Source organism: Flavobacterium sp. GW821-FHT11G01, from assembly GCF_058808175.1.
In genome coordinates, this window is the sequence record NZ_JBXARK010000004.1 from 133,485 (window position 1) to 159,305 (window position 25,821).

22 protein-coding genes are annotated in these 25,821 nt (G+C 32.0%); 15 read left to right on the plus strand and 7 right to left on the minus strand.

The annotated features are described in order from the left end of the window. Nucleotides 1–204 precede the first annotated feature (204 nt). Nucleotides 205–903, plus strand: coding sequence for a DUF1826 domain-containing protein (locus AC1RRN_RS09370; protein WP_492967045.1), 699 nt, complete (start codon nt 205–207; stop codon nt 901–903). A gap of 189 nt (nt 904–1,092) precedes the next feature. Here AC1RRN_RS09370 and AC1RRN_RS09375 read toward each other — a convergent pair whose 3' ends face one another. Then, nucleotides 1,093–1,788 (minus strand): pseudouridine synthase, encoded by a 696-nt coding sequence (locus AC1RRN_RS09375; RefSeq protein ID WP_492967046.1) that lies wholly within the window; start codon nt 1,786–1,788, stop codon nt 1,093–1,095. 325 nt (nt 1,789–2,113) lie between these two features. Here AC1RRN_RS09375 and AC1RRN_RS09380 point away from each other — a divergent pair, with 325 nt between their 5' ends. From AC1RRN_RS09380 to AC1RRN_RS09420, 9 genes are all read left to right on the plus strand, one after another. After that, complete coding sequence (locus AC1RRN_RS09380; RefSeq protein WP_492967047.1) at nt 2,114–2,269, plus strand: hypothetical protein; 156 nt, start codon at nt 2,114–2,116, stop codon at nt 2,267–2,269. Nucleotides 2,270–2,364: 95 nt separating this feature from the next. Then, nucleotides 2,365–2,874: a PRC-barrel domain-containing protein gene (locus tag AC1RRN_RS09385; RefSeq protein WP_492967048.1), complete on the plus strand. Its 510-nt coding sequence runs from the start codon at nt 2,365–2,367 to the stop codon at nt 2,872–2,874. Nucleotides 2,875–3,251: 377 nt separating this feature from the next. Beyond that, nucleotides 3,252–5,624 carry an arylsulfatase gene (locus AC1RRN_RS09390; RefSeq protein WP_492967049.1) on the plus strand — a complete coding sequence of 791 codons (2,373 nt, stop codon included), beginning with the start codon at nt 3,252–3,254 and terminating at the stop codon, nt 5,622–5,624. A gap of 194 nt (nt 5,625–5,818) precedes the next feature. Beyond that, on the plus strand, nt 5,819–7,171 hold the full coding sequence (locus AC1RRN_RS09395) for a DUF5692 family protein (protein ID WP_492967050.1): 1,353 nt from the start codon (nt 5,819–5,821) through the stop codon (nt 7,169–7,171). Between the two features lie 302 nt (nt 7,172–7,473). Next, nucleotides 7,474–8,262, plus strand: coding sequence for an SDR family NAD(P)-dependent oxidoreductase (locus AC1RRN_RS09400; RefSeq protein ID WP_492967051.1), 789 nt, complete (start codon nt 7,474–7,476; stop codon nt 8,260–8,262). 228 nt (nt 8,263–8,490) lie between these two features. After that, on the plus strand, nt 8,491–9,297 hold the full coding sequence (locus tag AC1RRN_RS09405; RefSeq protein WP_492967052.1) for a phytanoyl-CoA dioxygenase family protein: 807 nt from the start codon (nt 8,491–8,493) through the stop codon (nt 9,295–9,297). 103 nt (nt 9,298–9,400) lie between these two features. Further along, nucleotides 9,401–10,087, plus strand: a complete 687-nt coding sequence (locus tag AC1RRN_RS09410) for a CDP-alcohol phosphatidyltransferase family protein (protein WP_492967053.1) — start codon at nt 9,401–9,403, stop codon at nt 10,085–10,087. Nucleotides 10,088–10,212: 125 nt separating this feature from the next. Then, nucleotides 10,213–10,644: a GtrA family protein gene (locus tag AC1RRN_RS09415; RefSeq protein WP_492967054.1), complete on the plus strand. Its 432-nt coding sequence runs from the start codon at nt 10,213–10,215 to the stop codon at nt 10,642–10,644. A gap of 435 nt (nt 10,645–11,079) precedes the next feature. Beyond that, a complete protein-coding gene (locus AC1RRN_RS09420; protein ID WP_492967055.1) occupies nt 11,080–11,658 on the plus strand; it encodes a DUF4833 domain-containing protein in 579 nt (192 codons plus the stop codon). Nucleotides 11,659–11,683: 25 nt separating this feature from the next. On the opposite strand, the gene AC1RRN_RS09425 is transcribed toward AC1RRN_RS09420, so the two are convergent. Further along, nucleotides 11,684–12,163 (minus strand): hypothetical protein, encoded by a 480-nt coding sequence (locus AC1RRN_RS09425; RefSeq protein ID WP_492967056.1) that lies wholly within the window; start codon nt 12,161–12,163, stop codon nt 11,684–11,686. Between the two features lie 539 nt (nt 12,164–12,702). Between AC1RRN_RS09425 and AC1RRN_RS09430 the strand changes: the two genes are divergently transcribed. The 5 genes from AC1RRN_RS09430 (at nt 12,703) to AC1RRN_RS09450 (ending at nt 18,182) form a co-directional block, all read left to right on the plus strand. Continuing rightward, nucleotides 12,703–13,404 (plus strand): hypothetical protein, encoded by a 702-nt coding sequence (locus AC1RRN_RS09430; protein WP_492967057.1) that lies wholly within the window; start codon nt 12,703–12,705, stop codon nt 13,402–13,404. 72 nt (nt 13,405–13,476) lie between these two features. Next, complete coding sequence (locus tag AC1RRN_RS09435) at nt 13,477–14,697, plus strand: toll/interleukin-1 receptor domain-containing protein (RefSeq protein WP_492967058.1); 1,221 nt, start codon at nt 13,477–13,479, stop codon at nt 14,695–14,697. A gap of 45 nt (nt 14,698–14,742) precedes the next feature. Further along, nucleotides 14,743–15,459: a hypothetical protein gene (locus AC1RRN_RS09440; protein WP_492967059.1), complete on the plus strand. Its 717-nt coding sequence runs from the start codon at nt 14,743–14,745 to the stop codon at nt 15,457–15,459. Between the two features lie 541 nt (nt 15,460–16,000). Continuing rightward, nucleotides 16,001–17,305, plus strand: coding sequence for a M20/M25/M40 family metallo-hydrolase (locus AC1RRN_RS09445; protein ID WP_492967060.1), 1,305 nt, complete (start codon nt 16,001–16,003; stop codon nt 17,303–17,305). A 277-nt stretch (nt 17,306–17,582) separates the two neighbouring features. Continuing rightward, a complete protein-coding gene (locus AC1RRN_RS09450) occupies nt 17,583–18,182 on the plus strand; it encodes a murein L,D-transpeptidase catalytic domain-containing protein (RefSeq protein ID WP_492967061.1) in 600 nt (199 codons plus the stop codon). Nucleotides 18,183–18,343: 161 nt separating this feature from the next. On the opposite strand, the gene AC1RRN_RS09455 is transcribed toward AC1RRN_RS09450, so the two are convergent. The 5 genes from AC1RRN_RS09455 to AC1RRN_RS09475 form a co-directional block, all read right to left on the minus strand. Then, on the minus strand, nt 18,344–18,532 hold the full coding sequence (locus tag AC1RRN_RS09455; RefSeq protein ID WP_492967062.1) for a hypothetical protein: 189 nt from the start codon (nt 18,530–18,532) through the stop codon (nt 18,344–18,346). 171 nt (nt 18,533–18,703) lie between these two features. Continuing rightward, nucleotides 18,704–19,003 (minus strand): hypothetical protein, encoded by a 300-nt coding sequence (locus AC1RRN_RS09460; protein ID WP_492967063.1) that lies wholly within the window; start codon nt 19,001–19,003, stop codon nt 18,704–18,706. A 423-nt stretch (nt 19,004–19,426) separates the two neighbouring features. Further along, nucleotides 19,427–20,209, minus strand: coding sequence for a GLPGLI family protein (locus tag AC1RRN_RS09465; protein ID WP_492967064.1), 783 nt, complete (start codon nt 20,207–20,209; stop codon nt 19,427–19,429). 4 nt (nt 20,210–20,213) lie between these two features. After that, nucleotides 20,214–23,012, minus strand: coding sequence for an outer membrane beta-barrel family protein (locus AC1RRN_RS09470; protein ID WP_492967065.1), 2,799 nt, complete (start codon nt 23,010–23,012; stop codon nt 20,214–20,216). A 1,003-nt stretch (nt 23,013–24,015) separates the two neighbouring features. Further along, nucleotides 24,016–25,590, minus strand: a complete 1,575-nt coding sequence (locus AC1RRN_RS09475) for a Na+/H+ antiporter (RefSeq protein WP_492967066.1) — start codon at nt 25,588–25,590, stop codon at nt 24,016–24,018. Nucleotides 25,591–25,821 lie beyond the last annotated feature (231 nt).

A 25,821-nucleotide genomic window follows, 5' to 3' on the forward strand; every position in this document is an offset into this window, starting at 1 on the left:
ATTTGATTAAAATAAATTAGATATTTCTATATTCGTATTTTAAATTTTGCATGACAAAATTTTAACGCTATTAAAAAATCAAAGTTAGGTCTGCTATTTTGTTATTCGTTATATAATATATTTTTTTTCTTGTCAGATTGACATATGTTTATTGCTATTACATAATTTTGTAACGAATGAACTAACTAGCCTCTAAATTATACTATGAGCAATACATTTTCTGATAACAGCCAAATTGAAGTAGTATCTTCTTTCTCTGAGCTTGTAGATACTGATTTCTGGGGAGAAATGAATGCGTTATGCTGGTATAGAAATTTGGATGGCGATTTTAATGAGATTGTAGTCAAGTTATCTTTAAAAGAAAATATAACAGAAATTTATCCGGAAGATCTAATCGCACTCCAATTATCAGAAAAAGGGAATAAAGCAAGGGAAATAATTTTAAATGATTTACAATTATTAGCTGATTTTGGAGCTTCGCCTTCTCTTAATTTACTCAAATGTTATGATCGTGATGATGAATTTGATTTCATATCGACAGATGTGTATTCGTTTCATGTTGATCGTTCTCCCATTGCAACAGATACTTTTTTATGTACCTATCACGGAGCGGCAAGTGATATTGTTTCTAATTCGGAAGCACAGCAAAAAATTCTAATTCCAGAAATCCGAACAAGGCTAAAAGAGCTTTATGATGGACCAGCGGAAGAATTCGAAGACTTTTTAAAGGAAAATTATTTTGATTTGCATTATCAGGTCAATCCAAATGCAGAACCTGTTAATTTAGGGTTAGGACATCTTTGGAGACTTGCTGTAGATCATCCAAAACAACAAGTACTACCTTGTATTCATAGAGCACCAATAGAAAATGAAGAGGAATATCGATTGTTGTTGATTTGTTGAGGATAAAACGTTGGCTGCAATTATATTTAACACTAGAAACATAGAATTATTGAACAGAAGAAAGATGTTTCACTTGCATCAACAAACATAGCTATGTGTGAGAAACAAGTTTCTTTTTGATTTACTTTTCCAAAACATAAAATCTATGTTTCTATGTGTTTTTTTTTTTTAATGCATTACAATAATATTCTACTGATATTTACTCAAATCCAGATTAAGAATAGTACCTATTCTACTAAACTCATCATTAATCTTTGCATTCACGATTAGTTGTTCATTATTTATGGGATGATTAAAAATTAACTGATGTGCATGAAGCATCATTCCTTTGAGGTCAAAATTCTCCAGCCACAATTTATTTTGCTTGTTACAACCATGTGGGCGACTTCCTAAAATGGGATGAAAAATATGTTTGAAATGTTTTCGTAATTGATGCATACGTCCAGTTTCGGGAATTGCTTCTACCAAACAATATCGTGACGTTGGTTTATTATTAAATTCTAACGCAACTTCGGCATTTTGCAAACGATGAAAGTGTGTTATTGCATTTTGTTTAATGTCATCATCATTCGTTAAATCATAGTCAATCGTTAGTTCTTCGGGTGACCAGCCACGTAAAATAGCTAAATATTTTTTTTCGACTTCGCGTATGGCAAAACGATCATTCATAATTTTTAAAACTTCTTTATCCAACGCAAATAACAAGACACCAGATGTTTTGCGGTCAAGCCGATGAATAGGATAAACGTGTTGGCCTATTTGATTTCTCAATTCCTGAATGGCATACACTTTTGCATCGCGCGCATAAAATGATTTGTGAACTAACAATCCGCTTGGTTTATTGATTGCTATAATATATTTGTCCTGGTAAAGAATTTCTAACATTTGGCAAAAGTAAAAGAGATTTCGATTGAAATCTCTTTTATGCTTATTTATTTCTATAGATTTCTTTTTTATTTTAGACTACACAACACCATAATTCTTTCCTTTTCATTTAGCGGAAGCTTAGTTATCATCTTGCTGAAATCAATTCTAATTTTCCATTCTTATAAATATAGAAACAGGTATAGATTCACAAAATAAAATAATCTTCCAAATCAATCTACTGGGAATTGTGTAAAATCTTCCTGTAATTAAATACTTCTTAATTTCCTCTCAGTTGTATCTTTAATAGTGTATTAAAATTAGTATAAATTCAAAAAAATAAGTTATGGCAGAAATTAAAATTGAGAGAAAGAAACCGGTATGGCCGTGGATTGCGGCACTGTTAGTAATCGGTGCAATTATATACTACATCTTTTGTGTAGATCATGAAGTTAAAAGTGAAAACGGTGTAGAAATCGAAAACACAACAAGTGCACAATAAGCATTTGAAGGATCAGGTTTAAACATCTGTTCTATTCTCATGTAGTTAAATCTACAGAAATAGAAAAAATATACATTTAATTAAAAAAGAAATTTATGGAAAATAGAGATAGAAATTTATATAGATTGGATGAACTGTCTGATTATAAAATTGCATCAAACTACTCTGATGTAAGAGGGTGGAAAATAGTAGACGCTGACAACCACACTATAGGCACAATTGATAATCTTTGGGTCAATAAGGATATGCAACGTGTTGTTTATCTGGATGTAAAAGTAGATAAAAAATTAATAGAAGACGGCCGTAACGAGGTTCATGATGTTATAGCAAACGACAACGGAAAGGAATTTATCTACAAAGACGGTGACAGCCATATTATCATACCAATCGGATCTGTAAATATAAATAAAGACACGAAAATTGTTATGGCAAACAGTATTGGGTATGATACATTTAGAAAGACAAATCGATATGACAGACAACACAATTTTGACAGGGACTATGAAAGAAGAGTAATGAATTCTTATTACCCTGAAAATGATCCCGGCTCTTATAATAGTGATGATGATTCTTTTTACAACCGAAAGGAATTTGATCATAAATAATCCTTCACATCAAATATCTTATGTAAACTCTTTATTTAAGAAATATATAAAAAACTCTAAATCAAACGATTTAGAGTTTTTTATTTTGTGACTCACGAGGCACAATTTGCAAACCATTTACTTTTAAATGAATTTGTAAAATGTGATTTGAAAAGTAAAAATTGTGTACAAACAAAAATCCAGTTTATATATTATATAATTGTTGGGTGAAATTAAATAAGTTGATTTTTAGTAGTGTTTTATAGTATTTTGAATTCAGTAATATGATTCTATGAAAAGGTTTAAAAAGTTCGTTGCAAATTATAATCTGAAACATCATTAAATTTTTTTGTACTGCTCATGTTTGTAAATTAGTGCTGGTCACAAAATTTAGAAATATGAAATCTTTTATTAGCCCAAAACTGCTCGTAATTTTAGCTGTATTTCTTTTCAGCTGTAATCAATCTAAGCAAAATAATTCTGTAACAGAGAAAACAGATTCGGGAGAATTAGACCGAACCATACTTCCAATTCCTGAACCTCCTTTTGGCGGTAAAATCGGAGAAACCTATAAAGATTCAAAAGAAGAATGGCCAAAACTGGTTACTCCGCCACAAGGAGCACCAAATGTGATTATTATTATGTTGGATGATGTTGGTTTTGGACAGGTAAGTACATTTGGAGGACCAGTTCCAACACCAGAATTAGATAAATTAGCTGCTAATGGTTTAAAATACAACCGTTTTCATACTACCGCAATTTGTGGACCTTCGCGTGCTGCGTTATTAACCGGAAGAAATCATCACAATGCCGGTTCAGGCTTTTTGGCCGAATGGGCTACCGGATATCCGAGTTATAATTGTATGATTCCAAAAACAACTGCAACTTCGGGTAGAATTTTAAAAGGGAACGGATACAGCACAAGTTGGTTCGGAAAAAATCATAATACTCCAGACTGGGAAACTTCTGTTACTGGTCCTTTTGATCGTTGGCCTACAGGTTTAGGGTTTGATTACTTTTATGGATTTAATGCGGGAGAAACACATCAGTATTACCCGGTTCTTTTTGAAAATACAAAAGCCGTGGAACCAGACAAATCTCCAGAACAAGGTTATCATTTCATGACCGATATGACTGATCGAGCGATCAACTGGCTGGAATACAGCAAATCTGTAGCACCTCAAAAACCGGTTATGCTGTATTTTGCTCCGGGTGCTGCACACGCTCCGCATCATGCACCAAAAGAATGGCGTGAAAAATTTAGAGGACAATTTGACAAAGGCTGGGATGTAGTAAGACAAGAAACATACGAACGCCAATTGAAAATGGGAATTATTCCTCCGGGAACAAAATTGACGCCAAGACCAGACTGGGTTACACCTTGGGACAAACTTTCTGCCGATCAGAAAAAACTATTTGCGCGCTTAATGGAAAATTATGCAGGATATCTTTCGTTTGCTGATCATGAAACAGGACGACTTTTGGATGCTATCAGCAAGCTTCCTGATGCTGATAATACTTTGATATTTTATATTGTTGGAGATAATGGAGCAAGTTCTGAAGGAGGAATGGAAGGAACAGTCAATGAAATTAAAGCATTGAGCGGAATTGCAACTCCTTTGGCAGATAACTTAAAACATTTGGATCAAATTGGCGATCCCGATACAGAGCCACATTATCCGGTAGGATGGGCGTGGGCTGGGAATGCTCCTTTTCAATGGGTAAAACAAGTAGCTTCTCACTTTGGCGGAAGCCGAAACCCGATGGTGGTAAGCTGGCCAAAAGTAATTAAAGATAAAGGCGGAATGCGCAGTCAGTTTGTGCATCTTATTGATGTGCTTCCTACAATTTTAGAGGCTTCTCATTTGCCAGCTCCAAAAACCGTTGATGGCGTAGAACAAAAACCTATGGATGGTGTTTCTTTCTTATCAACTTTTGCAGATAAAAATGCTAAACCTGTTAGAACGAGACAATATTTTGAGATTTTCAGTAACAGGGCTATTTATGATAATGGCTGGGTTGCGGCTGCACAGCATACTTTTCCGTGGAAACAGGACTTTGCACCAGGAAATTGGGATAAAGACAAATGGGAACTTTATAATATAGATGAAGATTACAGTGAATCTGTTGATTTGGCGAAAAAAAATCCTGAAAAATTAAAGGAATTAAAGGCGATTTTTGATGAAGAAGCTAAGAAATATAATGTTTATCCGTTAGATGACAGAGGAACTGGCCGATTAATTTCGCCAAAACCAACGCCATCAGATCCTAAACGCAAACATTTTACTTTTTATGCAGGGGCAACAAGACTGGCAGAAACAGCTTCTCCAAATACTAAAAATAAATCGCACAGTATTACGGCTGAAATTGAACTGAAATCGAAATCAGACAGCGGTGTTATTGTCGCTTCTGGCGGAAGTTCGGCAGGATTTGTATTGTATGTACAAAATGGAAAACTGGTTTATCATTATAATTATTTTGATGATGCGCGTTATGTGATTAATTCTAAAGAATCACTCCCAATTGGAAAAAGCACTGTCAGATTTGATTTTGCTTATGACGGCGGCGGAACTGGAAAAGGCGGAACCGGAAAACTTTATATCAACGATAAGTTAGTCGGAGAAGGCAGAATCGATAAAACCGTTGCAGCTCGTTTCGGAATCGATACTTTCGGAATTGGTGAAGATACTGGTTCTCCAGTTGCAAAATCCTATAAACTTCCATTTAAGTTCACAGGAATAATTGATAAAGTTGATATTGATTTGAAGTAACTATAAAGAAAATGGAGAAAATTTTAAGAAAAGAATTGAAGAAGATTTTCGATGCAGACCGGGATTTGAAAATTTATCAAAAGAATTAGAAGAAGAAATCCTTAAGTACATAGCAAAAAGGAGAGACTTTTTAAAAACAATTATATAAAGAAGTTATCAAACAACTATATTTTATCAACCCAAATTTGAATCTGATGAAAAAAATTGTAACACGCATTTTAGGAGTAATATTCATTATACTTTTTCTTTCAAGTTGTGATCAAAGAAGTTTTGAAGTTTTTGAGAATGATACTCAGCAATCGATACCAACTGATAAAGTACCATCCATTGCGAAGCAAAAAGGAGAATGGGTAGTAATTACAGAAGGGCAGGGTAAGGAAGGGAATAAAGTAGCGAGTTCCTGGTATCTTTTGCGTTTTCGCGAAGATGGAACAGCAAAACTTATATGGACTATGCCCGGAAATTATGCCCGGGAAAGGGTTAATTACAGTCAAAATGGTAATGTAATAACAATAAGTGGAGCTGTTGAAGCACCTCAGGTTAATAATGTACAGTTTAAAATTTTAGACAGCGAATCAATGGTTGTAAATATTCCGGGTGCCGGAGGCGGGGAAAATTTAAAATTCATACATCGCAGTATAGGTTGGCCTTATATACATTGGCTTTTATTATTTGTCGGACTTACAGCCGTTTTCCTGGTATGGAGAAAATACAAATGGTTTACACCAATTGTAGCAGGTGTAGGTGTACTGATTTTGTCTATCTACTGGATGAACACATTAGAGAATATGCCATTGTTTCGCTGGGTTAAAAATTATACACTCGTATTTACAATTTGGATATTTTGGACAGCAAGACATACTTCGTGGACAAAATATATCTGGATGCGTTTTTTGTGTGCGGCAATATTGGCTGTTAATATATTTGAAGCCTGTGAAGTAGATTTTCATTCAGGTTACTTGCCTAATATTTTAAATGGAGCTGCGGGAATCCTAAGTATTCTGGCCATGACACGCTGGAGAGGAATTGGCCCAAACCGTCAGCCTTCAAAAGATTTGATCTGGCCGGGGCAGCCCGAAATCTGGATTATTGCATATGATTTATGGAATATTACATTCTCTTATCTGAATTTTAATGAATATACTTCAAACAGTATAGCGCTGAATTTAACTGCGACTTTTTTAGCACTGTGGATCAAAGGTACCTGGGTCGTTAATCGGGGAATTACTTTGGGATTCTTTTACTTCTATCTTTTCTCTTTCAGCTTCTTTGTTATGGAAAAAAGTTTTGTTCCAATTCCAATCAGTCAGACAAGCGCTCTTGTAGTTGCATCGATTAGTTTCCTTGCCAATTTAGTTGTGTGCGCTCTTGTATGGCGCTGGAAAATTTTCAAAAAAGGACCTGTATGGCCAAGTTTTGGTCAATATCGCCATGCCGAACATCAAATGGCGGGACTTAACGATTCCATAAATGTTGATCTTGATAAGTTTCCTGCATTGGGAGATTATCCTCCATTGAAAAGAAATGAAAATTCCATTCATACTTAAAGAATTCAAATAATAGTAAGCGATGAAGAATTGGCTAAGAAACTTTCTAATCCAATAGCTATGATATGTGCAACGATAGCGCGGAAATTCTTTCTGTGCCCGTTCCTAATTATTAATAAAACTGGATTTTCTTTTTTAAAATCTGTTAAGATATACTTTGCGGGCACGGATTACAAATCTGCGCGATCGGAGGTCCATGCTGAGTGCAATACTAACAAAGGGTAGGGAAGCGGGTAACCAGTATCACGTTACATACCCAACGTTTACATTTAATCTTTATATTTGATGATTAAATGAATAAAATGAGCGAAAAAACTAAACCGTATGCCTTAATAACTGGCGCCAGCAAAGGCATTGGAAAATCTATTGCTTATGAATTGGCTAAACAAGGATATCCACTATTGCTTGTTGCAAGAAGTGAAGAAGAGTTAAGAACACTATCTGATGATCTTCAGGTTAAATACGGCATCAATGCTCCTGTTTTATCTATTGATCTTTCGATAAAGGATGCATCGCTAAAAGTAACCGATTGGATAAAAACGAATAACTATCCGGTTGGTATTTTAGTTAACAATGCCGGTTATGGTGTGTGGGGCGATTTTAGTCAGTCTGCATTAGCCGATCAGCTTGGCATGATGCAACTTAACATGAATGTAGTAGTAGAACTTTCACACTTATTAGTACCCCTACTTTCACAACAAAAACAAGCTTATATTTTAAATATATCGAGTACTGCTGCCTACCAGGCTGTACCTACGCTGGCTGTTTATTCGGCTACAAAGGCTTTTGTTTTATCGTTTACGCGCGCCTTGCGTTTCGAACTTACCCAAACTTCAATTTCAGTAACCTGTTTTAGTCCGGGTCCGGTTGATACTGGTTTTGCTGCAAGAGCGGGTTTAAACGCTCTAAATAAAATGGCCGAAAAATTTAATATGCAACCAGATGAAGTTGCAAAAATGGCAGTAAAAGCCATGTTCAACAAAAAATCAGAAGTTATTCCGGGTTTTACCAATATCATTTCGGTTTACGCCAACCGTATATTACCAAAGGCTTTTATCGAAAAAACGGCTGCTGGGATCTATAAAATTTAATTTTTTCAAAAAAAAATAAAAAAAAATTCTTTGCAAATTAGAAATTATATTACATTTGCATAAATATCTACTAATTCTATAGAGTATATCTAATATGAGAAATGAGTTTAATTTTATTAAAGATCGAATGCACGCCAACACTATGCGAATGTGTTGCTGTTGTTGCTGTTGCTAATCCTTTAGATAAAATTTCAAACACTATTATTTCATTTATTAAATATATTTATTATGGTATCTTCTTATAAAACTTTTACCCTTACTGAGCAATTAACTGCTGAGCAGATTAACTTTTTTAACGAACATGGTTTCATCCATTTCAAAAAATTTATAAATCCGGAAACGGTTTCATCCATCATTGATGCGTCAAAACAAGTGGAGCAAAAATGGATTGACAATGACCTTCAAAAAGTAAATGGTGTTCCCATTAAATACGGAAAAGATTTAGACGGTTCTCCTATTGTACAACGTTTTGCTTTTATCAATCAACATCATCAAACCTTAAGCGGCCTTTTACTTGATCCAAGATTTAATAGTTTATTACCATTGGCAGGCGAGGGCGCAAGATTAGGTACTGAAGAAAAAGACGGAATGGTTTTCAATCATTATATTAATGGTCCAGAAAGTAAGTTTACTAAAATGGGCTGGCATACAGACGGTTTGCGAGATATTTTTTATGGTGGAAAATTAAACCCAATGCTTAATGTGGGTATTCACTTAAGTACTTTACAACCCGAAAACGGCGGACTTAAAATCATTCCGGGTACGCACAAACAAAGTATTTATCAAATGCTTTTTCGTAAAAAGTACTTTTTAGATAATAAACCTGATCCACAAGAAGTTTCTATCACTCCGGAAGCTGGAGATTTAACCATTCACGATGGCCGTTTGTGGCACAGAGTGGCAGAATCAACTATCCGTGGCGAAGAAAGCAGAAGAAGGGTTATTTATGTTCCGATTATAGCAGGAAAATATGCTCCGAAAGATGAGAACAGTCCAACGGTTTTTTATCAACGTTTTGCAGGTATTGTTAAATAATTATGCTGATTGTCCTCGCATTTAGTTATCTGGTTAGATCAGGTAAACTAAAAAGTACCACTGATTTTTTTAAAAATACGCAAAGAAAAATATTGGGCTACTAATGGAAAAAGACACACAGGTTGAAGGTTATAGTGAAATTGCACAAAGAACATTTTCAGACCGTCAGCGTACCAATATTTTAAAAAGAGCAGAACAGTTAACGATTGTATTTTTGCTTCCAAAGGTGCCTAAATTCATTTCGCCAAACGTACTCACTTTCATTGGTACACTAGGTTCTGGATTCGTTTTTTTAGCTTTTGTTTTAGGTACTTATGTATCAAATGGGTATTTGCTTTTGGGTATTATCGGATTGGTTATAAATTGGTTAGGCGATTCTTTAGATGGAAGATTGGCTTATTATAGAAATATTCCACGTCGTTGGTATGGTTTTGCACTCGATATTATTGCCGATTGGATTGGTATTGTACTTATAGGCTTTGGCTACTACATTTATGCTGAAAATGGCACACAAATAGTAGCCTTTGCTTTTGTCGCCTTGTATGGCTGGTCGATCATCATCAGCCAATTACGCTACAAAATTACAAATGAATACAGTATCGATTCTGGTTTGGTTGGCCCAACAGAACTTCGGTTTATTATTGCATTCATTTTAATTACAGAAGTTTTATTTCCCGGATCAATTACCTATTTGGCTGGTTTAATCACTATTATATTACTTGTAATTAATATCATAGATAGCGTAAAGCTTTTAAAGCTAGGCGATTTAAAAGATAAAAACCACAATTGATAAACCACAATTTTTATAATATCGTATTTTGAAATTAAAATAACTTAAATAACAAATTGATTTCAATTCCTTATCTGTAATACTGGGACTTTTGACTTTAGAACTTTTAAACTTTCGACTTACTTATGTTCAGGAAAAAATCCGTTTTAACTTTTCTACAAGCACAAGTTGCGGCATTTTTAGGCGGCATTACCGATTATGGCTTGATGATTTTATTAACAGAAGTATTTAAACTGCATTTTACCTTTTCTATTCTAATCTCCGGAACCGTCGGTGCCGTTATCAATTTCAGCATCAATAGATTTTGGGTATTTAAAAATCAATCGGGTTATAGCAGTCCCATCAATAATCAGCTTTTTAAATTTGCGTTGGTGGTGCTGGGAAGCATTTCCTTAAAATCATTTGGCACGCTTATTTTGCAAAAATCATTTCAAATCGATTACAGAATCGGAAGATTAATCACGGATAGTTTTGTTTCTTATGGATTCAATTATCCACTGATTAAATATTGGGTTTTTAAGACAAACCAAAAACAGAATGTGATCGAATCAAATTAATTCCTGTAGTTAGAAAAAAAATAATTCAACACATAGAAACATAGATTTTATATGTAAAAGAAGAAAACAAAAAGAAACTAGTTTCTAACACATAGCCAAACTATGTTTGCTTAAATAAGTGAAGCGCCTTTTTTTAAGCGTTCCAAATCTATGTTTCTATGTGTTAAAAAATTGCACTCAACGGGTTTTTAGAGTAAATGAAAGAGAACGTAATCGAACCAAATTAATTCGTGTAGTTAGAAAAAAAAGTAATTCAACACATAGAAACATAGGTTTTAGATACATAAAAAGAATATAAAAAAGAAACTAGTTTCTTTACACATAGCTATGTTTGTTTAAACAAGTGAAACGCCTTTTTAAGCGTCCCAAATCTATGTTTCTATGTGTTAAATAATTACACACAACCGTTTCAAATTAGCTTATAAATATTTCGTTATGAATAAATTTCCCTTTAAATATTTTACAAAATCGATAATCGTTATAACGATCTTAGTAAGTATAATTTCTGAAAATGCATTGGCACAATCCAAAAATCCATCGCCATTACATTTTCCAACGCCTAAAAACATAGATAATATGCTGTTTTACATTCAGCGCGACCCCAATACAAACACTGCTATTTATGTCCTAAACTACCAGGAAAATGGAAAAATAGACAAAAGCAATCCTATAAAAGCCTATTGGATTGGTTACGCTGAGAAAGGAGAAAAAAAAGATTTTAATTATATACAACGCAAATTTGCCTACGGAATAGAAAGTAAAACCTTAAATAATGAAGAGTTTGAGCTTCAGTTTGTATCGTATAAAAAGTTGCCGTTAATCTTGAAAAAGACAGATTCCGATCAAAAATATCATGTTTTTGTAAATGTAAATCAGAAAAAAATTCAGGTAGAAAAAATATTTGTGCGCATTGAAGGAGGTTCTTTTTGGTTACCAAACGTAAAGTATGCCGAAGTTACTGGGATTGATGTTTTCTCAAATAAAATGATTACTGAGAGAATGTTGTTACAATAAGATAGACGTCATCAAAAATTATAATTTAAGCAGTTTTACAGCCAATCAAACTATCTTCTTCGACAGCCAACTTTAGTATATCACGTAATTCATTTAAGTTTTCTATTTCACCATATTTTTGCAATTCATCTAAATCCTCTTGCTCGAAATATTTTATTATCTGCAATAAAGTATCGATTCCTTTAATCACTCGGGAAGGATCAAACAACAAACTTTCGATTTTTCCATTCTCTTTTGTTGCACTTTCACCATAATCTCCATTAGCAAGTACATAAAACATAAATAGGTTAAGATAGTCCTCGTAAATTTCGTAGGTATATCCTAGATCAACATTTTTGAGTTTATCTAGTGATCTAATGCCTCCGTAAAATGATTTTGAATTATTGCTTATTCTAAATTTTTCTTTGGCGTCAAAATCTACTTGAAATATTCCTAAAATGGAGTTTACACTTTTAATATAACTCATATCTTTTTTATAAACCTCTATATATGTGTAAACACCCATTATTTAAAATTTAATATAATACTTAAAACTCCACTATTCGTAGTAATAAGCTAATATAAATAAATTAAAGCTGTATGATGCGAAATTATACGTAATAATAAAAGCAAAGTAAAGAGAATTTCAAACATTCTATATTTTAAGTTTTAAATCGATCGCCCGGATATGCGCAACGATAGCGCGGAAATTCTTTCCCGTGACCGTTCCTAATTAATAAAAAATGGATTTTCTTTTTTTAAATCTGTTAAGATATACTTTGCGGGCATGGATTACAAATCCGCGCGATCGGTTTTTTTTTACATTCAGGAGAAATATTTTAAGAAAATTAGTTTTAAAGTCAGAGACTTTATGAAGTCTCTATTTTTCAATTATATTTGTTTAAAATCACGCAAAGTCAGAGACATTTGCGCAACGTAAATAAGAATGCTTCGTGGAGCGTGGTTTTTTGCACAATACAAAATGCATAGTAAATACTAATTTTCATAACTTACCATGTTAGAAGCGACAACATTAGCAGTAATACTAAATAACAAATGGACAAAATGACAACTTTTTTTGGTGGAATTGCATTTTACTTCTTGCTTGATTTATTAAAATCATACTACAAGAAAAAAATTGAAAATGAAGCGAATATTGAAGATTTGCCACAATTAACAAAAGTTGCGGAAATTGTTAAACAAGATTTCCGAAAAGAATTATCAACAATTAATGCTCAACTTTCAGTTTTGTCAAAGCAAAGCTCGATTATTGATGAAAAATCTGTTCAGGTATTAAATCAATTTTTTGAAAGATGTTTAGAAATTAGAGATCTTCACTCTCAAAATTTTGGCGATTTTATTGGAAAAGACCTTGCACAAGTTATGACTGATTACCAAGTAGTAGTTGAAACGGCGCATAGAAAACTTTATTCTGATTATCATAACTTAGTTCTTTTTCACGCCAAAAACACAGATATTATTGAAAATGCAAATGATATAGTTTCAATTAGCCATTTAGTAAGACAAACATTCAAGAAACATTTTGGAATTATAAAAATTTCTCTTTTACAAGAAGTCGGATATAGTACAAATTTCGCTTACAAAGAAGCGGTACAAAATTCGGATAAGGTTACAAAAGAATATTATGCTGACCAAAAGTCAAATTACGATTTATTCAATGAAAACTTTAATAGTCTTCTAAAATCTATGAGCAAATATTTTTCAGAATATGGACTTAAATTTAGACATGAAGAATTAGAAAGATAAAGTAATACTGCCAACAGCCACAACAGATTTTGGCAATAGACCTAATAGAACGTTAACATATATCGCATAAAAATGAGAAATAAACAGCCAGAAATATACTTTTCATATGCTTGGGAAACACAAGAAAATGGTTCAAATTGGTCTCCGTTAGTTGAAAATTTATACAATACATTTCTGGAAAATAATTTTAAAGTCCAAATTGATGTTGAAACAATTCAGTATAAGGATAGTATTAAAGATTTTATGCGTGAATTAGGTAAAGGAAATTATATTGTTGTTATAATAAGTGATAAATATCTGAAATCTAAAAATTGCATGTTTGAAGTTTTAGAAATGTTGAGATATAAAGATGCACGAGATCGAATATTTCCGATAGTTTCAAGTGATGCAAAAATTCATGATAGTTTAAAGATTGTTGAATATATGAAGTATTGGGATGCGAAAATAAAAGAATTAACAGACGAAACTAAGTCTCTAAGTAGTATAGCTTATGCTGCTCCAATTTTTGAAGACATTGAATTGATGTCTGAAATTAGAAGAATGTTTGCAAATTTCAGCATTTTATTAAGTGAAATGAATGTTTTGACTCCCGAAAAGCATAACGATACAAATTTTCTTGAGTTAACTAATAAAATTATTTCCAAATTTGAATTTGATCAAAAAAATTTCGAAATAAAAGTTAAGAATGAACAATTAACCGTCAGAATTACTGAACTCGAAACTTTTAATAATCTATTGAAGATTGAAAATTCAACATTAGTTTTAGAAAATGAAACTCTTAAAAAAACAGTGCTAGACCAAAAAAATGTTCTTTTAGGGATAAATGATTTTAAATATATAAGCCACAGATTAGAAGAATACGGAAGGCGAATTTTGACATTTGAACAATTCCTTGGTTTAACAAAAGAGAGTACAAGGCAAGATTTGATTGATTGTTTAGGGAATCCAACAGAAGAAGATGAAAAAAATAATGATAAGTTTAATTTTTACACCCTTAATTATGAGGATTTTATTACGATTTATTTGTATAAGGCATCAGATAAAATTATGTCTATTGCAATTTCAACTGGTTATAGTATAGAAAAATTTAATCAATATTTAGCATATAAATCGATCTATGATTCTAATTTAAAACTACTAGATCAAACAAGTGAAAGTATATTTAACCATCTTGGTAAACCAACGGATAGTCACGCTGGCAGATTTACCTATGAAAGTGATGGTATGACCGTTGAGTTTACCTGTTATGAATTCAATCAAAATAAATGTAGTTCCATTGAAGTCAATTACTAGGACCTAACATTAATTGGATGTTATGAACAATTTAAAAAAAGAGATTTGAAACTAACGGATATCAATACAAAAATCGAATTAAACATAAAGGAAATTGAGTTTTACCAGTCCCTATATCAGAAAAATCAAAATAAGACTTCGTTTCTTATAGTGATTTTTACTTTTATAGGTCTTTATGTTGTTGAAATTTTAAAATTTTTATTTAAAACAGAATGCGGTTATATTTTTATGACAATTGTAATGCTGTTTATAGGAATGCTGGCAATATCACTATATAAAACTTACTGTTTGATCAGTCCAGTGAATGTTTCTTATATAAATCAGCCTAAATTTTTTTACAGTGATATATTATCCCAATATAAAGAGAAACTAGAAACTGAAGACGAAGACTTGCTCAACGAATATTTGAAAGTGACCTATTTGACGGAAATTGAAACAGTATTAGAAAACAATATTAAAATCTACAGAAATAAAAGTGATGACTTTGCAAAAGCGTTTAGGTTTTTGATACCAACTTTAGTTTTGTACCTTGGCTTGGCAAGTTTTGTAATAATCCAAAAGAAAGAGGAGAAAAATAATTTTACAATTGAGAATTATAAAGAAATCATTAATTATATAGAAAAAATGGAAGAAAAAAAGTCAGTAGAAAAACCTAAGGTTGATCCTACAATGGTCATTAAGACAAAGCCTGTGGTAATAAGGGAAAGTATTATGTGTAGCAAAGAATTAACTACAGAAAAGAAGGGAAAGCTAAAGCCTTAATAGAGATTATGTATAACAGTAATGTCTCTTAAAAAATTATGTTTTAGGATTAATGAAAAAATAGGATAAGAATTAATGAACATAATATATAAAGCCTGCAGCAGGCTTTTAATTTTTAATATCTTACCCTAAAAAAAAGTTATTAGCATATTTTAAACGGCAACAAAAACGGCAACTTAAAATAAAAAAAAAAGATCTCCCATGTCTTCCTTATAAAACGCTGCGCAAATGTCTCTGACTTTGCGCAATTTTTTTGCTTCTTAGAAATTCTACACCTAATAAAAATTTCCCGAATTTTAATTGTTAGTTCTTATTTTTTCTTGATTATTTTATATTTAGGAAGCCACTCAATCGGGTTAAACAAATGATAACTATATTTAAATCGTTCTGTAAATTGGCGGGAGAACTTTTAAATTACTCAAATTCTTATATTTGATCCTGACAGCTGCGACAGAACCTCATTTTCTCAATCTAGCGCTAAATTTTGCAAATAATTAACCTACTTTTGGTTTAACCAAAATATTATTTATAAAAGTAAAATATGAAAAAAATTATTGTTAGTATGTTTGTTCTAAGTCAATGTTATACTGTACAGGGACAATCGATTGATAAAATTATTACGAACAAGGAAGTAACTCGTGTAGAGAAAATTCTTTCGGCTGATGATATGCAGGGCAGGAGAACTTTTACTCCCGGTATTGACAAAGCATCGGCCTTTATAGAATCGGAGTTTAAAGCAATTGGCTTGCAAACTTTCAATGCAGCAACAAATTACAGACAAGAATTTTCGTTGACTTCCTCTAAACCCGTTTCTTCAAAAATTACTATTGACGGCAAAGAAATCAATAACAATCAAGTTGCAACATTCTCCTATCTTCCTCAGGTTTCTTTAACTGAAAAAAGTGATATTACTATTATAAAAATCAGTAAAGGCGATAATATTGGCGAGAAATTTAATGAATATTATAAAAGTTCGAAAAATCTTTTGGTACTAGTTGATCCTTCATTTGATAAAGTTTTACCAAATATTCAACATATTGATCGCGTAAATGCTACTCCAGGAAACAATACGATCATGTTTGTTTTTGGTACCACAGAAGCGACCACTTTTTCAATTGAATTAACGAATACAATCTCCAAAAAAACATTGAATAATGTTGTTGGAATATTACCCGGAAAAACGAAACCAAATGAGTATGTGATTTTTTCAGGTCATTATGATCATTTAGGAGTGGGCTCTCCAGAAGAAGGAGCTCCGCATACTGCAACAGATTCTATTTATAATGGTGCTAATGATGATGCAGCTGGAACAACAGCAGTAATTATGCTTGCGAAATATTTTAAAAAACAAAATAACAACGAGCGTACTATTATTTTTACCACATTCGTAGCGGAAGAAATAGGGGGTTATGGAGCCAAATATTTTTCTAAACAGCTTGCGCCAGAAAAAGTGATTGCGATGTTCAATATAGAAATGATAGGAACAGAATCTAAATGGGGTAAAAACTCTGCTTACCTTACAGGCTTCGAAAAGTCGAATATGGGTCAAATTTTGCAAACTAATTTAACAGGAACAAATTTTACATTTTATGCAGATCCTTATCCGGACCAACAATTGTTTTACCGTTCAGACAACGCTACTTTAGCCAAGCTTGGAGTTCCTGCTCATACTATTTCTACTTCAAAAATGGATAATGAGCTAACGTATCACACAGCCGATGATGAATTTGAATCGTTAGATATCGATAACATGACGCAAATAATAAAATCAATTGCATTAAGTTCTTCTTCGATTATTAGTGGAAAAGATACGCCAACAAGAGTAGATACTACTCAATTGAAATAACATACGTAAATTATAAAGAATCGAAAAAGCACTGAAAATGATTGGTTTTCAGTGCTTTTTTTATTATTTGTCTTGTTCGGATACTCAGAGACTTTATGGAGTCACTGTTTTTTTGTATTAAGAATGATATTTATCAGTAAATCAGTTATTTATTAAAAATTTAACAAGGTCAACATGGGAATTATATAAAATATCTGCTTATGTTTGCAACATCAATGAAAGTTTAAGTTTTCCAGTTTCCCAAATCTCAATTTACTTAACTCATTTTATATTGCGTATGAAAATATTTTTTATGGTATTGTTGGTTTCTCTGAGTTCCTTTACCACCTACAATGCAACTGATAAAAAAGAAGCATTATCGGAACTTGAGTTTTCAAGGCTTGCTGATCACGTTAGCGAGATCAAATCAGTATTAGGCACTAATGTTCGCTATAATACTAAAATTGCCTTTTTGGTAGACATGAAAATTAAATCGGGCAAGAACCGTTTTTTTGTCTACGATCTTCAAAATAACAAAATACTTGACCAGGGTCTTGTAGCTCATGGAAGCGGATCGGAGACCGGAATAAGAGGAGAATTGAAATTCAGTAATACTCCCAATTCAAATTGCACTTCCCTTGGCAGATACTCAGTCGAGAAATCCTATACCGGCATTTTCGGAAAAGCCTACAGACTTAACGGACTGGATGATTCCAACAGCAATGCCTTAAAAAGAGCTGTTGTGCTGCACCAGTATTCGGCTGTACCGTATGAAGAGCAGGATTATTATATCAGTAATAGCCACGGCTGCCCAATGGTAAACGAACTGTTTTTTAAAAGACTGGAGAAAATTATCGACAGTTCTAATTCGAAAATTATGCTTTATGTTTATTATTAATTATAAAAGCAAGTAGAAAAAGCATAAATAGATATTGCTGCTTAGAATTTGCAATCTATCGACAGAAGTTTTAAAGCTGTCATAAAAAAAAATAAAAAAGCCTATTTTATTAGGCTTTTTTATTTTTTATATAGTGAAAGAGTAAGAAAAAGTTATAAATTTTAATTCATAACCATTTCAGAATCCTCTGTGTCAGTAGTAGGCAGTGATTTTTCAATAGGTTCATCCCAATGCCCCCAGTTTCCTTTATACGCAGTGCGATAGTCCACATCGCAATTATTTTCACCGTAAGCCATAACCTGATAAGGGCATTTTTGAATTTTCTGAGATTGAATATTTAAGTTTTCCATGGAGCTTTTATTTTTCGTAAAGATAATATCAACTTAAATCTATTTGTTATACTTAAAGCATTAGTAGTTACGTAATTCCCATTAGTTTACCTTTCGAAGTGTTATTATACTTTCGTGTGATCAGGAAGGACAAATCCTGTTTGCAGTAATTTTCTAATTGAAGATAAATGCTTAAAAATAACTAGACTCAAGATACGGGTCATAGATATCTGCGTCCCATTCATCATCTCCATAACTATCGATTAAATTATCCTCAGATTCTAATTCATCTATATTTTCTTGTTCAGCAAAGTCTTGAATGGTTAAAAAGTCACAGTCAAAATCCGGTTCATCTTCATATTTGTAATATAAGTCGGTTATAGCTGTTTCATGTTTTTCAGAAAAATTTTCTGCATTTTTAAAATTCATTTCTGCTGGATTATTAAATCGTTCAACTGAGTTAAGTATGTTAAAAGTAGTCTTTGAATTCATGATTAATTTATTATAGAATATTAAGATTTTATTTCTGATTCAAAATTACATGAGCAAGCTGCTTCCCAAATTATAGAATTCTGCATGGAATTTATATAATTTAAAAGTGGTGTTTAGGCTGATTACTTTTTTATTAAATATTCAGAAAGTAAAAAAGCAGCGTAAAGAAAAAACACTTCGGAGAGCGATATTCAAACCGCTTTAAATATGAAGTTAAAAATGATTAAATCGTGCTGAAAAGAATAAAAAAACGCTAAATTAAAAGATTTAACGTTTTTAAAGTGACCGCGAACATACAAATTACAAATTATTTTATGCAAGATTTAATGAAATTGGTGTTCCATTTATATGTATTCTGATATATTCTGGAAATCTCAGGAATTATTTAGATTAGTTTTTGTATAAAAACAAGTTTCAATAGTGTTACAAGGAGTAGGCTTGTAATGTCTTTCTTGCCCATTTTCCCCAGCCTTTCAAAGCATCCAAAAGTATTTTGTTTAGTCCTTTATTGTCAGTAGGTTTACCTTTAATTGGTGGAGCTAAATCTTTGTCAGTAACTGGAATTTCAGTAACTTTTGTGGCAAACCATGTCATGTTTTCATGTGGCATAGCCAAGCCTAAAATTGTTCCGGGTAAGCCTGTAAAAGATTCAGGGCCGCCTGAGAACGGAATTTGAATTGTGTAATAGGCAACAACATAAACAGAATCGATAATTATAGCATTTGCTCTGCGGCATTCATAGCCCGCAATTTCTCTGGTTTCATCGGTAATTTTCCAGTCAATTTTGCGTAAACTATCTTTAACTAAATATAAATCATCGTAAACGTTTTTTTGTGTAATGCTGGTTTGGGTATCTAGATCTGTTGCGATAACATTTTTTAAATTGGCCATTGCATCGTCACCAATCCAACTGTTGCTTGCTGATTGATTTGTTTCATCCCATTTGTATAAACTCTTGTTTTTTGAAAAACTGAGAATGCTTTTTGTAGTTTTAAATTGTGGATTGGTTTTTTTATAACTTTCAAAAGCAGCTTGATAATAACTATCCGTTTCTCCTTTTAATTTTTTTGTAATCAAAGCATACATATTCGATTTTTTCTCAAATTCGATTACGCCATTTTGTACAAAGTGATTATTTTGTGCAAAAGTATTGCAGCTTGTCACTACAATTATTAAAATTAAGATGTGATTTAGTATTGTTTTCATGGTTTTAGTTTTGTTTAATTTCTCCTCCGCCCATTTTGCTGAAATCCCAGCTTACAGAGAACATAAAGTATCTTTGGATAGTTGTATAAGTACTTTGGTTGATATTTCCATTGAATGCAGAACGATTAAATCCTACATTTTGGTTCAAAAGATCTCTTCCCGTTATAGAAACTCTTAAATTATCTGATTTTAAGAATTTTTTGGTAACAGATGCATTCCAAATAAAACGTTCAAAACTTTCCTGAATCACTTGTGTTTTTCCATTATATTGATAATTACCATCTGTGCTAATTTCCAGTTTGAAAGGTAATTGTACACTGGACCAGAAATTTCCATTAAAACCCCAACCATTACTATCACTATTTTCGTTGATGCTTGCATTAGCAACGTTGTAAGTAGGTCCGAAGCTGGTATTAAAATTATATTTTTTTTCTTTATTCTTTGATAAGCTTAAATTAAAGGAATAAGTTGAATTTTTAGTTTGATTCAGTTTTGTATTGATGTAATTATAGTTTACATTTTTGTTGGCGCTTAAACCAATTCCTGCATTCATGTCTATGGCTTTGATTGTTTTGCCAAAATTACTATTCAAATAATAACTTGTTGCAACTTTGTCTTTTAGGTTTACAAATTGAGAAATACTTTCTCCTCTGTCATTTGTAATCACATTACTTATTATTGGATTTAGCGTAAAATTATACGATCCATTAACCGAAAAATATTGATTACTAAGTACTTTATACGAATAATAATTTCCTCTAAAATTATTTCTAAAAGAAGGATCTAAATTTGGATTACCCAAAATCGTATTTAATTGGTTTTGATTATTTCGTATCGGTTGTATTTGTTCTAATGTTGGCTGATCGGTGTTTCCGTTATACGAGAAACGCAGTGATTCTCTTTGTTTAAAATTATATTGATAGTTTATCTGAGGCATGTAGTTGACAAATTTTTGCTTAAAAGAACTATCTGTATAAACATCATATTGTTTAAAGTTTACACCACTAATTTTAGTACCAAACGAAAAAACAGTTTTATTTTTTTTGTAATTAAAAATCGCCCCAAGCTGGTTTATCGTTTGGTCTAATTCATAATTATTACTAAAGACGGAATCCAAAACAGTATAATCGCCATTTGGAGATTGATTAAAAGATTTACGATCAGCTTTTCCGTTACTGATGTTGAATCCATAATTAAGAATTAAAGACAGACTCTTGGATAACGGTTCGGTATAAATTAAATTTGATTTAAAAACGGTATTGCTAATAGTATTGACCTTGTTTTGATCGACTACTTTGGTGCTATCCGGATTAATTACGGACGTTGTAAAAAATTCAGCTCTGGAATTTAAATAACCATCACTTTTGCTATTTGTACTTGATTGGTTTAAATTAAGAGATAACGTTCGTCCCGTTTTTTTAAGCCTTTTGGTTAATAAAGTATTCATATTAAATATTTTATCATCAACATCGTTTGTAGTTGTCTGTTTCAAATTATTCAATTGGTTACCTTGTTCGTCAGTACCTTTTCGCATTTCTGCTTCACTTGAATTGCTATTTTTAAATAAGCCATCTACATTTAATTTTAAAGTTAAAGTAGAATCAATTTTAATTTCATAAGCTAGATCAAGTTTATTTTTAGTCATGTTTTTCTCAAAACTCTTATCTGAAGTATTATAAATACTGCTAGAACTTAAATTTTGTTGGTTAATATCATTGCGATTTCCTGAAAGTTTGATATCGCCAATTTTATAATTTACATTAATAGATTCTTTGTCTTTGTTCCATTTATTGTCAAAATGTATTCCGCCAGTTTGAGCTACCGGAATTCCTTCACCATTAAATTGTCCATCCCAACTTTCAAATTCATCATTTCCATTGTTTGAAAAATTAATACCGCCGTCATCAGCTACCTGATAACTGTTTTGGCCATATTTATCTTTATCTCCCCATCCTAATCCTACTTGTCCTGTGTTGCCTAAAATGCCATAAGCTGCTAATTTTTTCTTATCCCAAAACTTATTAAACATGGCTTGGCCTTTGTAAAAATTATCAGTTCCTCCTCCGAGTTCTACTTTCCCGAAATGACCATTTTTTTTGTCTTCTTTAAGTTTAACATTCAGCGTTTTGGTTTTCTGACCATCATCAATTCCTGTAAAAGCGGCCTGATCACTTTTTTTATCATACAATTGTACTTTATCAACCATGTCCGCACGTAGATTTTTTGTAACTAAAGTGGGATCATCACCAAAAAATTCTTCACCATCAACCAAAACTTTGGTTACAGTTTCGCCTTGAGCGGTAATTTTTCCATCCTTATCAATTTGTATTCCTGGGAATTGTTTTATCAGATCTTCCACTTTTGCATTAGGTTCTATTTTAAATGCTTTTGGATCAAATTCTAATGTATCTCCCTTGATTTTCATGGCGGCTCTATTGCCTTTGATAATTATTTCGGATAGTATTTTTCCTCTATCTTCTAAATTAATTTTACCATAATCCTTGATTAACTTTGTGGAATCAACAGAAAATTGATCTACAAAATCAGCATATTTGGGATAAGAAACCAATAAAATAAATTTACCGGTTTTAATATTATTCAACTCAAAATAACCATTTTCTTTGGCTCGGGTAAATTTTACTAAAATGGAATCTTGTGCTCTTAACAAAGAGACTGATGCTTTCGTTAAAGTCGAATTGTTTGTGGTATCGGTTACATATCCTTTAACTGTGCCTGATATTTGTGCCTGTAAAGTATTTGATAAAAAAAGAAAGCAACATAATGCTAGAATTGTTTGTCTCATTAATTGGTTGTGGTTTTTTGAAAATAGGCATTATAGTTCTATTCTATTTTTTGAGAAATAGAAATAAAATGCATTTGTTGTGTGATTTGTTTTGGTTATGGAGTTAGAAGATTGTTGATTCTATAATAGAAATTGAAATAGTACTTTTTTATAAAGGTTTGCTGAAGAACAGTGATTTGATTTTATGAAATTCATAATTTTTTTGTGAGGATTTGATTGTTGGCGGTTTAAATTTTAACGATTTTAATTAATAATCGTTAGTGCAATAGTTAAATTTTAACATGGTTCAAATCTAAATAAAAATACTACAATATAAAAAATGACTTTGGTTTTTTTTAACATAATTAATTATTAACAATCTTGTTTTTTAGCCAATATTTTCAATGTTAAGTTGATCTTAAATTCTGAAGTGGATGTTCATCTATGTTGATTACGATTTGACATAAAACTTTGAGCATCAAAATTTTTAGGGCTACTTTATAAAATTATTTTGATTTACGACTTTAGTTGTACTTCTTCAAATTGTATCTTAATTGTACCTCGAATGTATTTAGTGCGTGTTTCTTTGGACTATTTTGATCAGGCTCCATTTTCATTTAATGGGAAAATAGGGAAAACTAAAATTGTTTACTTAAAGAAAAGTTGATGAAATCTGATGTTTTTTATTCTGAATTTCTATCTGCGTTTATTGTAACAAAAAAGTATAAAAAAAATCCCATTTCGTTAGAAATGGGATTTTTTGCGATCTCAACGGGGAAAAATTACAACAAATTTTATGGAAGATTTGAATAGATTAGCATATCATATGTAGTGTCTGTCTTCCCATGGCTTTACAAATTTGGTTTAGATGTACTGTCGGGGATTGATAGAATTATTAGATTTTAAATCTGATTTTTTCCGCAAAATGTGATCTGATAATTTTTAATTAAAGTGAAAAGAAGGACTTAATTTTTTGTGGCAAAAAGGTATTCCTTCCAAAATGATAGTAAACAAAGTATAACTGCTAAAAGTGAATCAGTTTTTCTTCTTCAAGATCTAAATAATACATCTGTTTTCTGATGATAGATTCATCTATACTTTGATCTTCCTTATTTTTATCAATCAGCCATTGTCTCTGATGATTTATTAAATCAAGATAAATGATTTTAAGTTCGTTACTAACCGATTCGTTATCAATTCCTTTGCTGTGAAGTTCCCATTTTTGAATGAGCTGCTGCAATGACGTATTACTTTCCAGCTGATCCTGATACGTTGTTTTTAAATAATGTAAAGCATGTTCAGCAAGATCTTTTCGCAAAATAGTACTGGATTCCTCTCGAGAAAGTGGATCATAGATTGCTGGAAGATTTATTTTTTTTATGAAATAAGGGAGCGTTAATCCCTGAATTAACAAAGTCAAAAGAATCACAATAAAAGTGATAAACAAAATGAGATTTCGCTGCGGAAAACCGTTACCATTGTTTAAATATACTGGAATAGATAATGCCGCCGCCAGAGAAACAACACCTCTCATACCAGTCCAGCCAAGAATAAAAGGAGTTTTATATCCAGGATGTCTTGTGTCAGCAACCGTAATAAAATTGCGTGCAATTAATGTGATAATTATAGCGCCGTAGGAAGATATTAATCTGCTTATTATTAAAACAACAGTGATTAAAACGCCATATCCGACTGCTCCTATGATACTGATATCTTCAAGTCCAGAAGTAATTTGAGGTAAATCTAAACCAATCAGCATAAAAACCAGTCCATTTAAAATAAAACAAAGGCTTTCCCATACATTTACTCCCTGAATTCTAGATTTACTGCTCAAAAAACGATGTCTGTTATTAGACAAAAGTAAACCGCAACTAACTACCGCTAAAACACCAGAACTATGTACTTCTTCAGCTGCAATATATATGATGTAAGGTGTAAGAAGCGATAAGACAATATCAACATTGGCATTTGTGGGTAAATATTTATGTGCTTTCATAAAGAGCCATCCTATTAACAATCCAATTGCAACGCCTCCAATAATCATCCAGCTAAAACTTATTGCAGCTTTGTAAAATATAAACTGCTCTGTTGCTACGGCGATCATTGCAAATCTGAAAATAATTAAAGAAGAAGCATCATTCAATAAACTTTCACCTTCAAGTATAGATGAAATTGTTTTAGGAACTCTCACAAATTTTAAAATTGCACCTGCGCTTACAGCATCTGGAGGAGATACGATTCCGCCCAATAAAAAACCGAGCGCAAGAGAAAATCCGGGAATAATATAATTCGCTACTAATGCTACGGAAAGAGCAGAGAGAAAAACGACTATAAAGGCAAAACTAGTAATAATACGCCTCCAGCGCCACATTTCTTTCCAGGAAACTGTCCATGCAGCTTCATATAATAATGGGGGAAGAAATATCAAAAAGATAAGGTCAGGCTCAATTTCGATTATTGGAACTTTTGGAATAAAACTGATTACCAATCCTGCTAATACCAGTAATACAGGGTATGCTACTTTTATTTTATTAGCAAGCATAATAAGCAATAAAATAACGATTATTAAACCTAGATAAAAAGGAAAATTTTCAAGCATTTTTTTTAATAAGGTAAAATTTAGTTTAAGTTTCTATATTCAAAGGAGTTATAACCTGCATTCTTTTTTAACATTCTATTGAAATGCTGCGGATATTTAAAGCCTAATTCTAATTGGTTTTTACTATTTTAATTAAACTTTTTGTTTATAATTAATTAAAAGTAGTGTTTTCTTTAATGATTCCAAAATATGTGTATCAAGTCTACAAGGTTGAACGTATACTTTTACCGT

Coding starts and splice junctions, on each gene's coding strand:
- AC1RRN_RS09415 (WP_492967054.1), top strand. CDS start 10,213: ATGTTCAGGAAAAAATCCGTTTTAACTTTTCTACAAGCACAAGTTGCG.
- AC1RRN_RS09470 (WP_492967065.1), bottom strand. CDS start 23,012: ATGAGACAAACAATTCTAGCATTATGTTGCTTTCTTTTTTTATCAAAT.
- AC1RRN_RS09370 (WP_492967045.1), top strand. CDS start 205: ATGAGCAATACATTTTCTGATAACAGCCAAATTGAAGTAGTATCTTCT.
- AC1RRN_RS09460 (WP_492967063.1), bottom strand. CDS start 19,003: ATGAATTCAAAGACTACTTTTAACATACTTAACTCAGTTGAACGATTT.
- AC1RRN_RS09445 (WP_492967060.1), top strand. CDS start 16,001: ATGAAAAAAATTATTGTTAGTATGTTTGTTCTAAGTCAATGTTATACT.
- AC1RRN_RS09385 (WP_492967048.1), top strand. CDS start 2,365: ATGGAAAATAGAGATAGAAATTTATATAGATTGGATGAACTGTCTGAT.
- AC1RRN_RS09465 (WP_492967064.1), bottom strand. CDS start 20,209: ATGAAAACAATACTAAATCACATCTTAATTTTAATAATTGTAGTGACA.
- AC1RRN_RS09475 (WP_492967066.1), bottom strand. CDS start 25,590: ATGCTTGAAAATTTTCCTTTTTATCTAGGTTTAATAATCGTTATTTTA.
- AC1RRN_RS09405 (WP_492967052.1), top strand. CDS start 8,491: ATGGTATCTTCTTATAAAACTTTTACCCTTACTGAGCAATTAACTGCT.
- AC1RRN_RS09430 (WP_492967057.1), top strand. CDS start 12,703: ATGACAACTTTTTTTGGTGGAATTGCATTTTACTTCTTGCTTGATTTA.
- AC1RRN_RS09380 (WP_492967047.1), top strand. CDS start 2,114: ATGGCAGAAATTAAAATTGAGAGAAAGAAACCGGTATGGCCGTGGATT.
- AC1RRN_RS09395 (WP_492967050.1), top strand. CDS start 5,819: ATGAAAAAAATTGTAACACGCATTTTAGGAGTAATATTCATTATACTT.
- AC1RRN_RS09400 (WP_492967051.1), top strand. CDS start 7,474: ATGAGCGAAAAAACTAAACCGTATGCCTTAATAACTGGCGCCAGCAAA.
- AC1RRN_RS09375 (WP_492967046.1), bottom strand. CDS start 1,788: ATGTTAGAAATTCTTTACCAGGACAAATATATTATAGCAATCAATAAA.
- AC1RRN_RS09410 (WP_492967053.1), top strand. CDS start 9,401: ATGGAAAAAGACACACAGGTTGAAGGTTATAGTGAAATTGCACAAAGA.
- AC1RRN_RS09390 (WP_492967049.1), top strand. CDS start 3,252: ATGAAATCTTTTATTAGCCCAAAACTGCTCGTAATTTTAGCTGTATTT.
- AC1RRN_RS09435 (WP_492967058.1), top strand. CDS start 13,477: ATGAGAAATAAACAGCCAGAAATATACTTTTCATATGCTTGGGAAACA.
- AC1RRN_RS09450 (WP_492967061.1), top strand. CDS start 17,583: ATGAAAATATTTTTTATGGTATTGTTGGTTTCTCTGAGTTCCTTTACC.
- AC1RRN_RS09455 (WP_492967062.1), bottom strand. CDS start 18,532: ATGGAAAACTTAAATATTCAATCTCAGAAAATTCAAAAATGCCCTTAT.
- AC1RRN_RS09420 (WP_492967055.1), top strand. CDS start 11,080: ATGAATAAATTTCCCTTTAAATATTTTACAAAATCGATAATCGTTATA.
- AC1RRN_RS09425 (WP_492967056.1), bottom strand. CDS start 12,163: ATGGGTGTTTACACATATATAGAGGTTTATAAAAAAGATATGAGTTAT.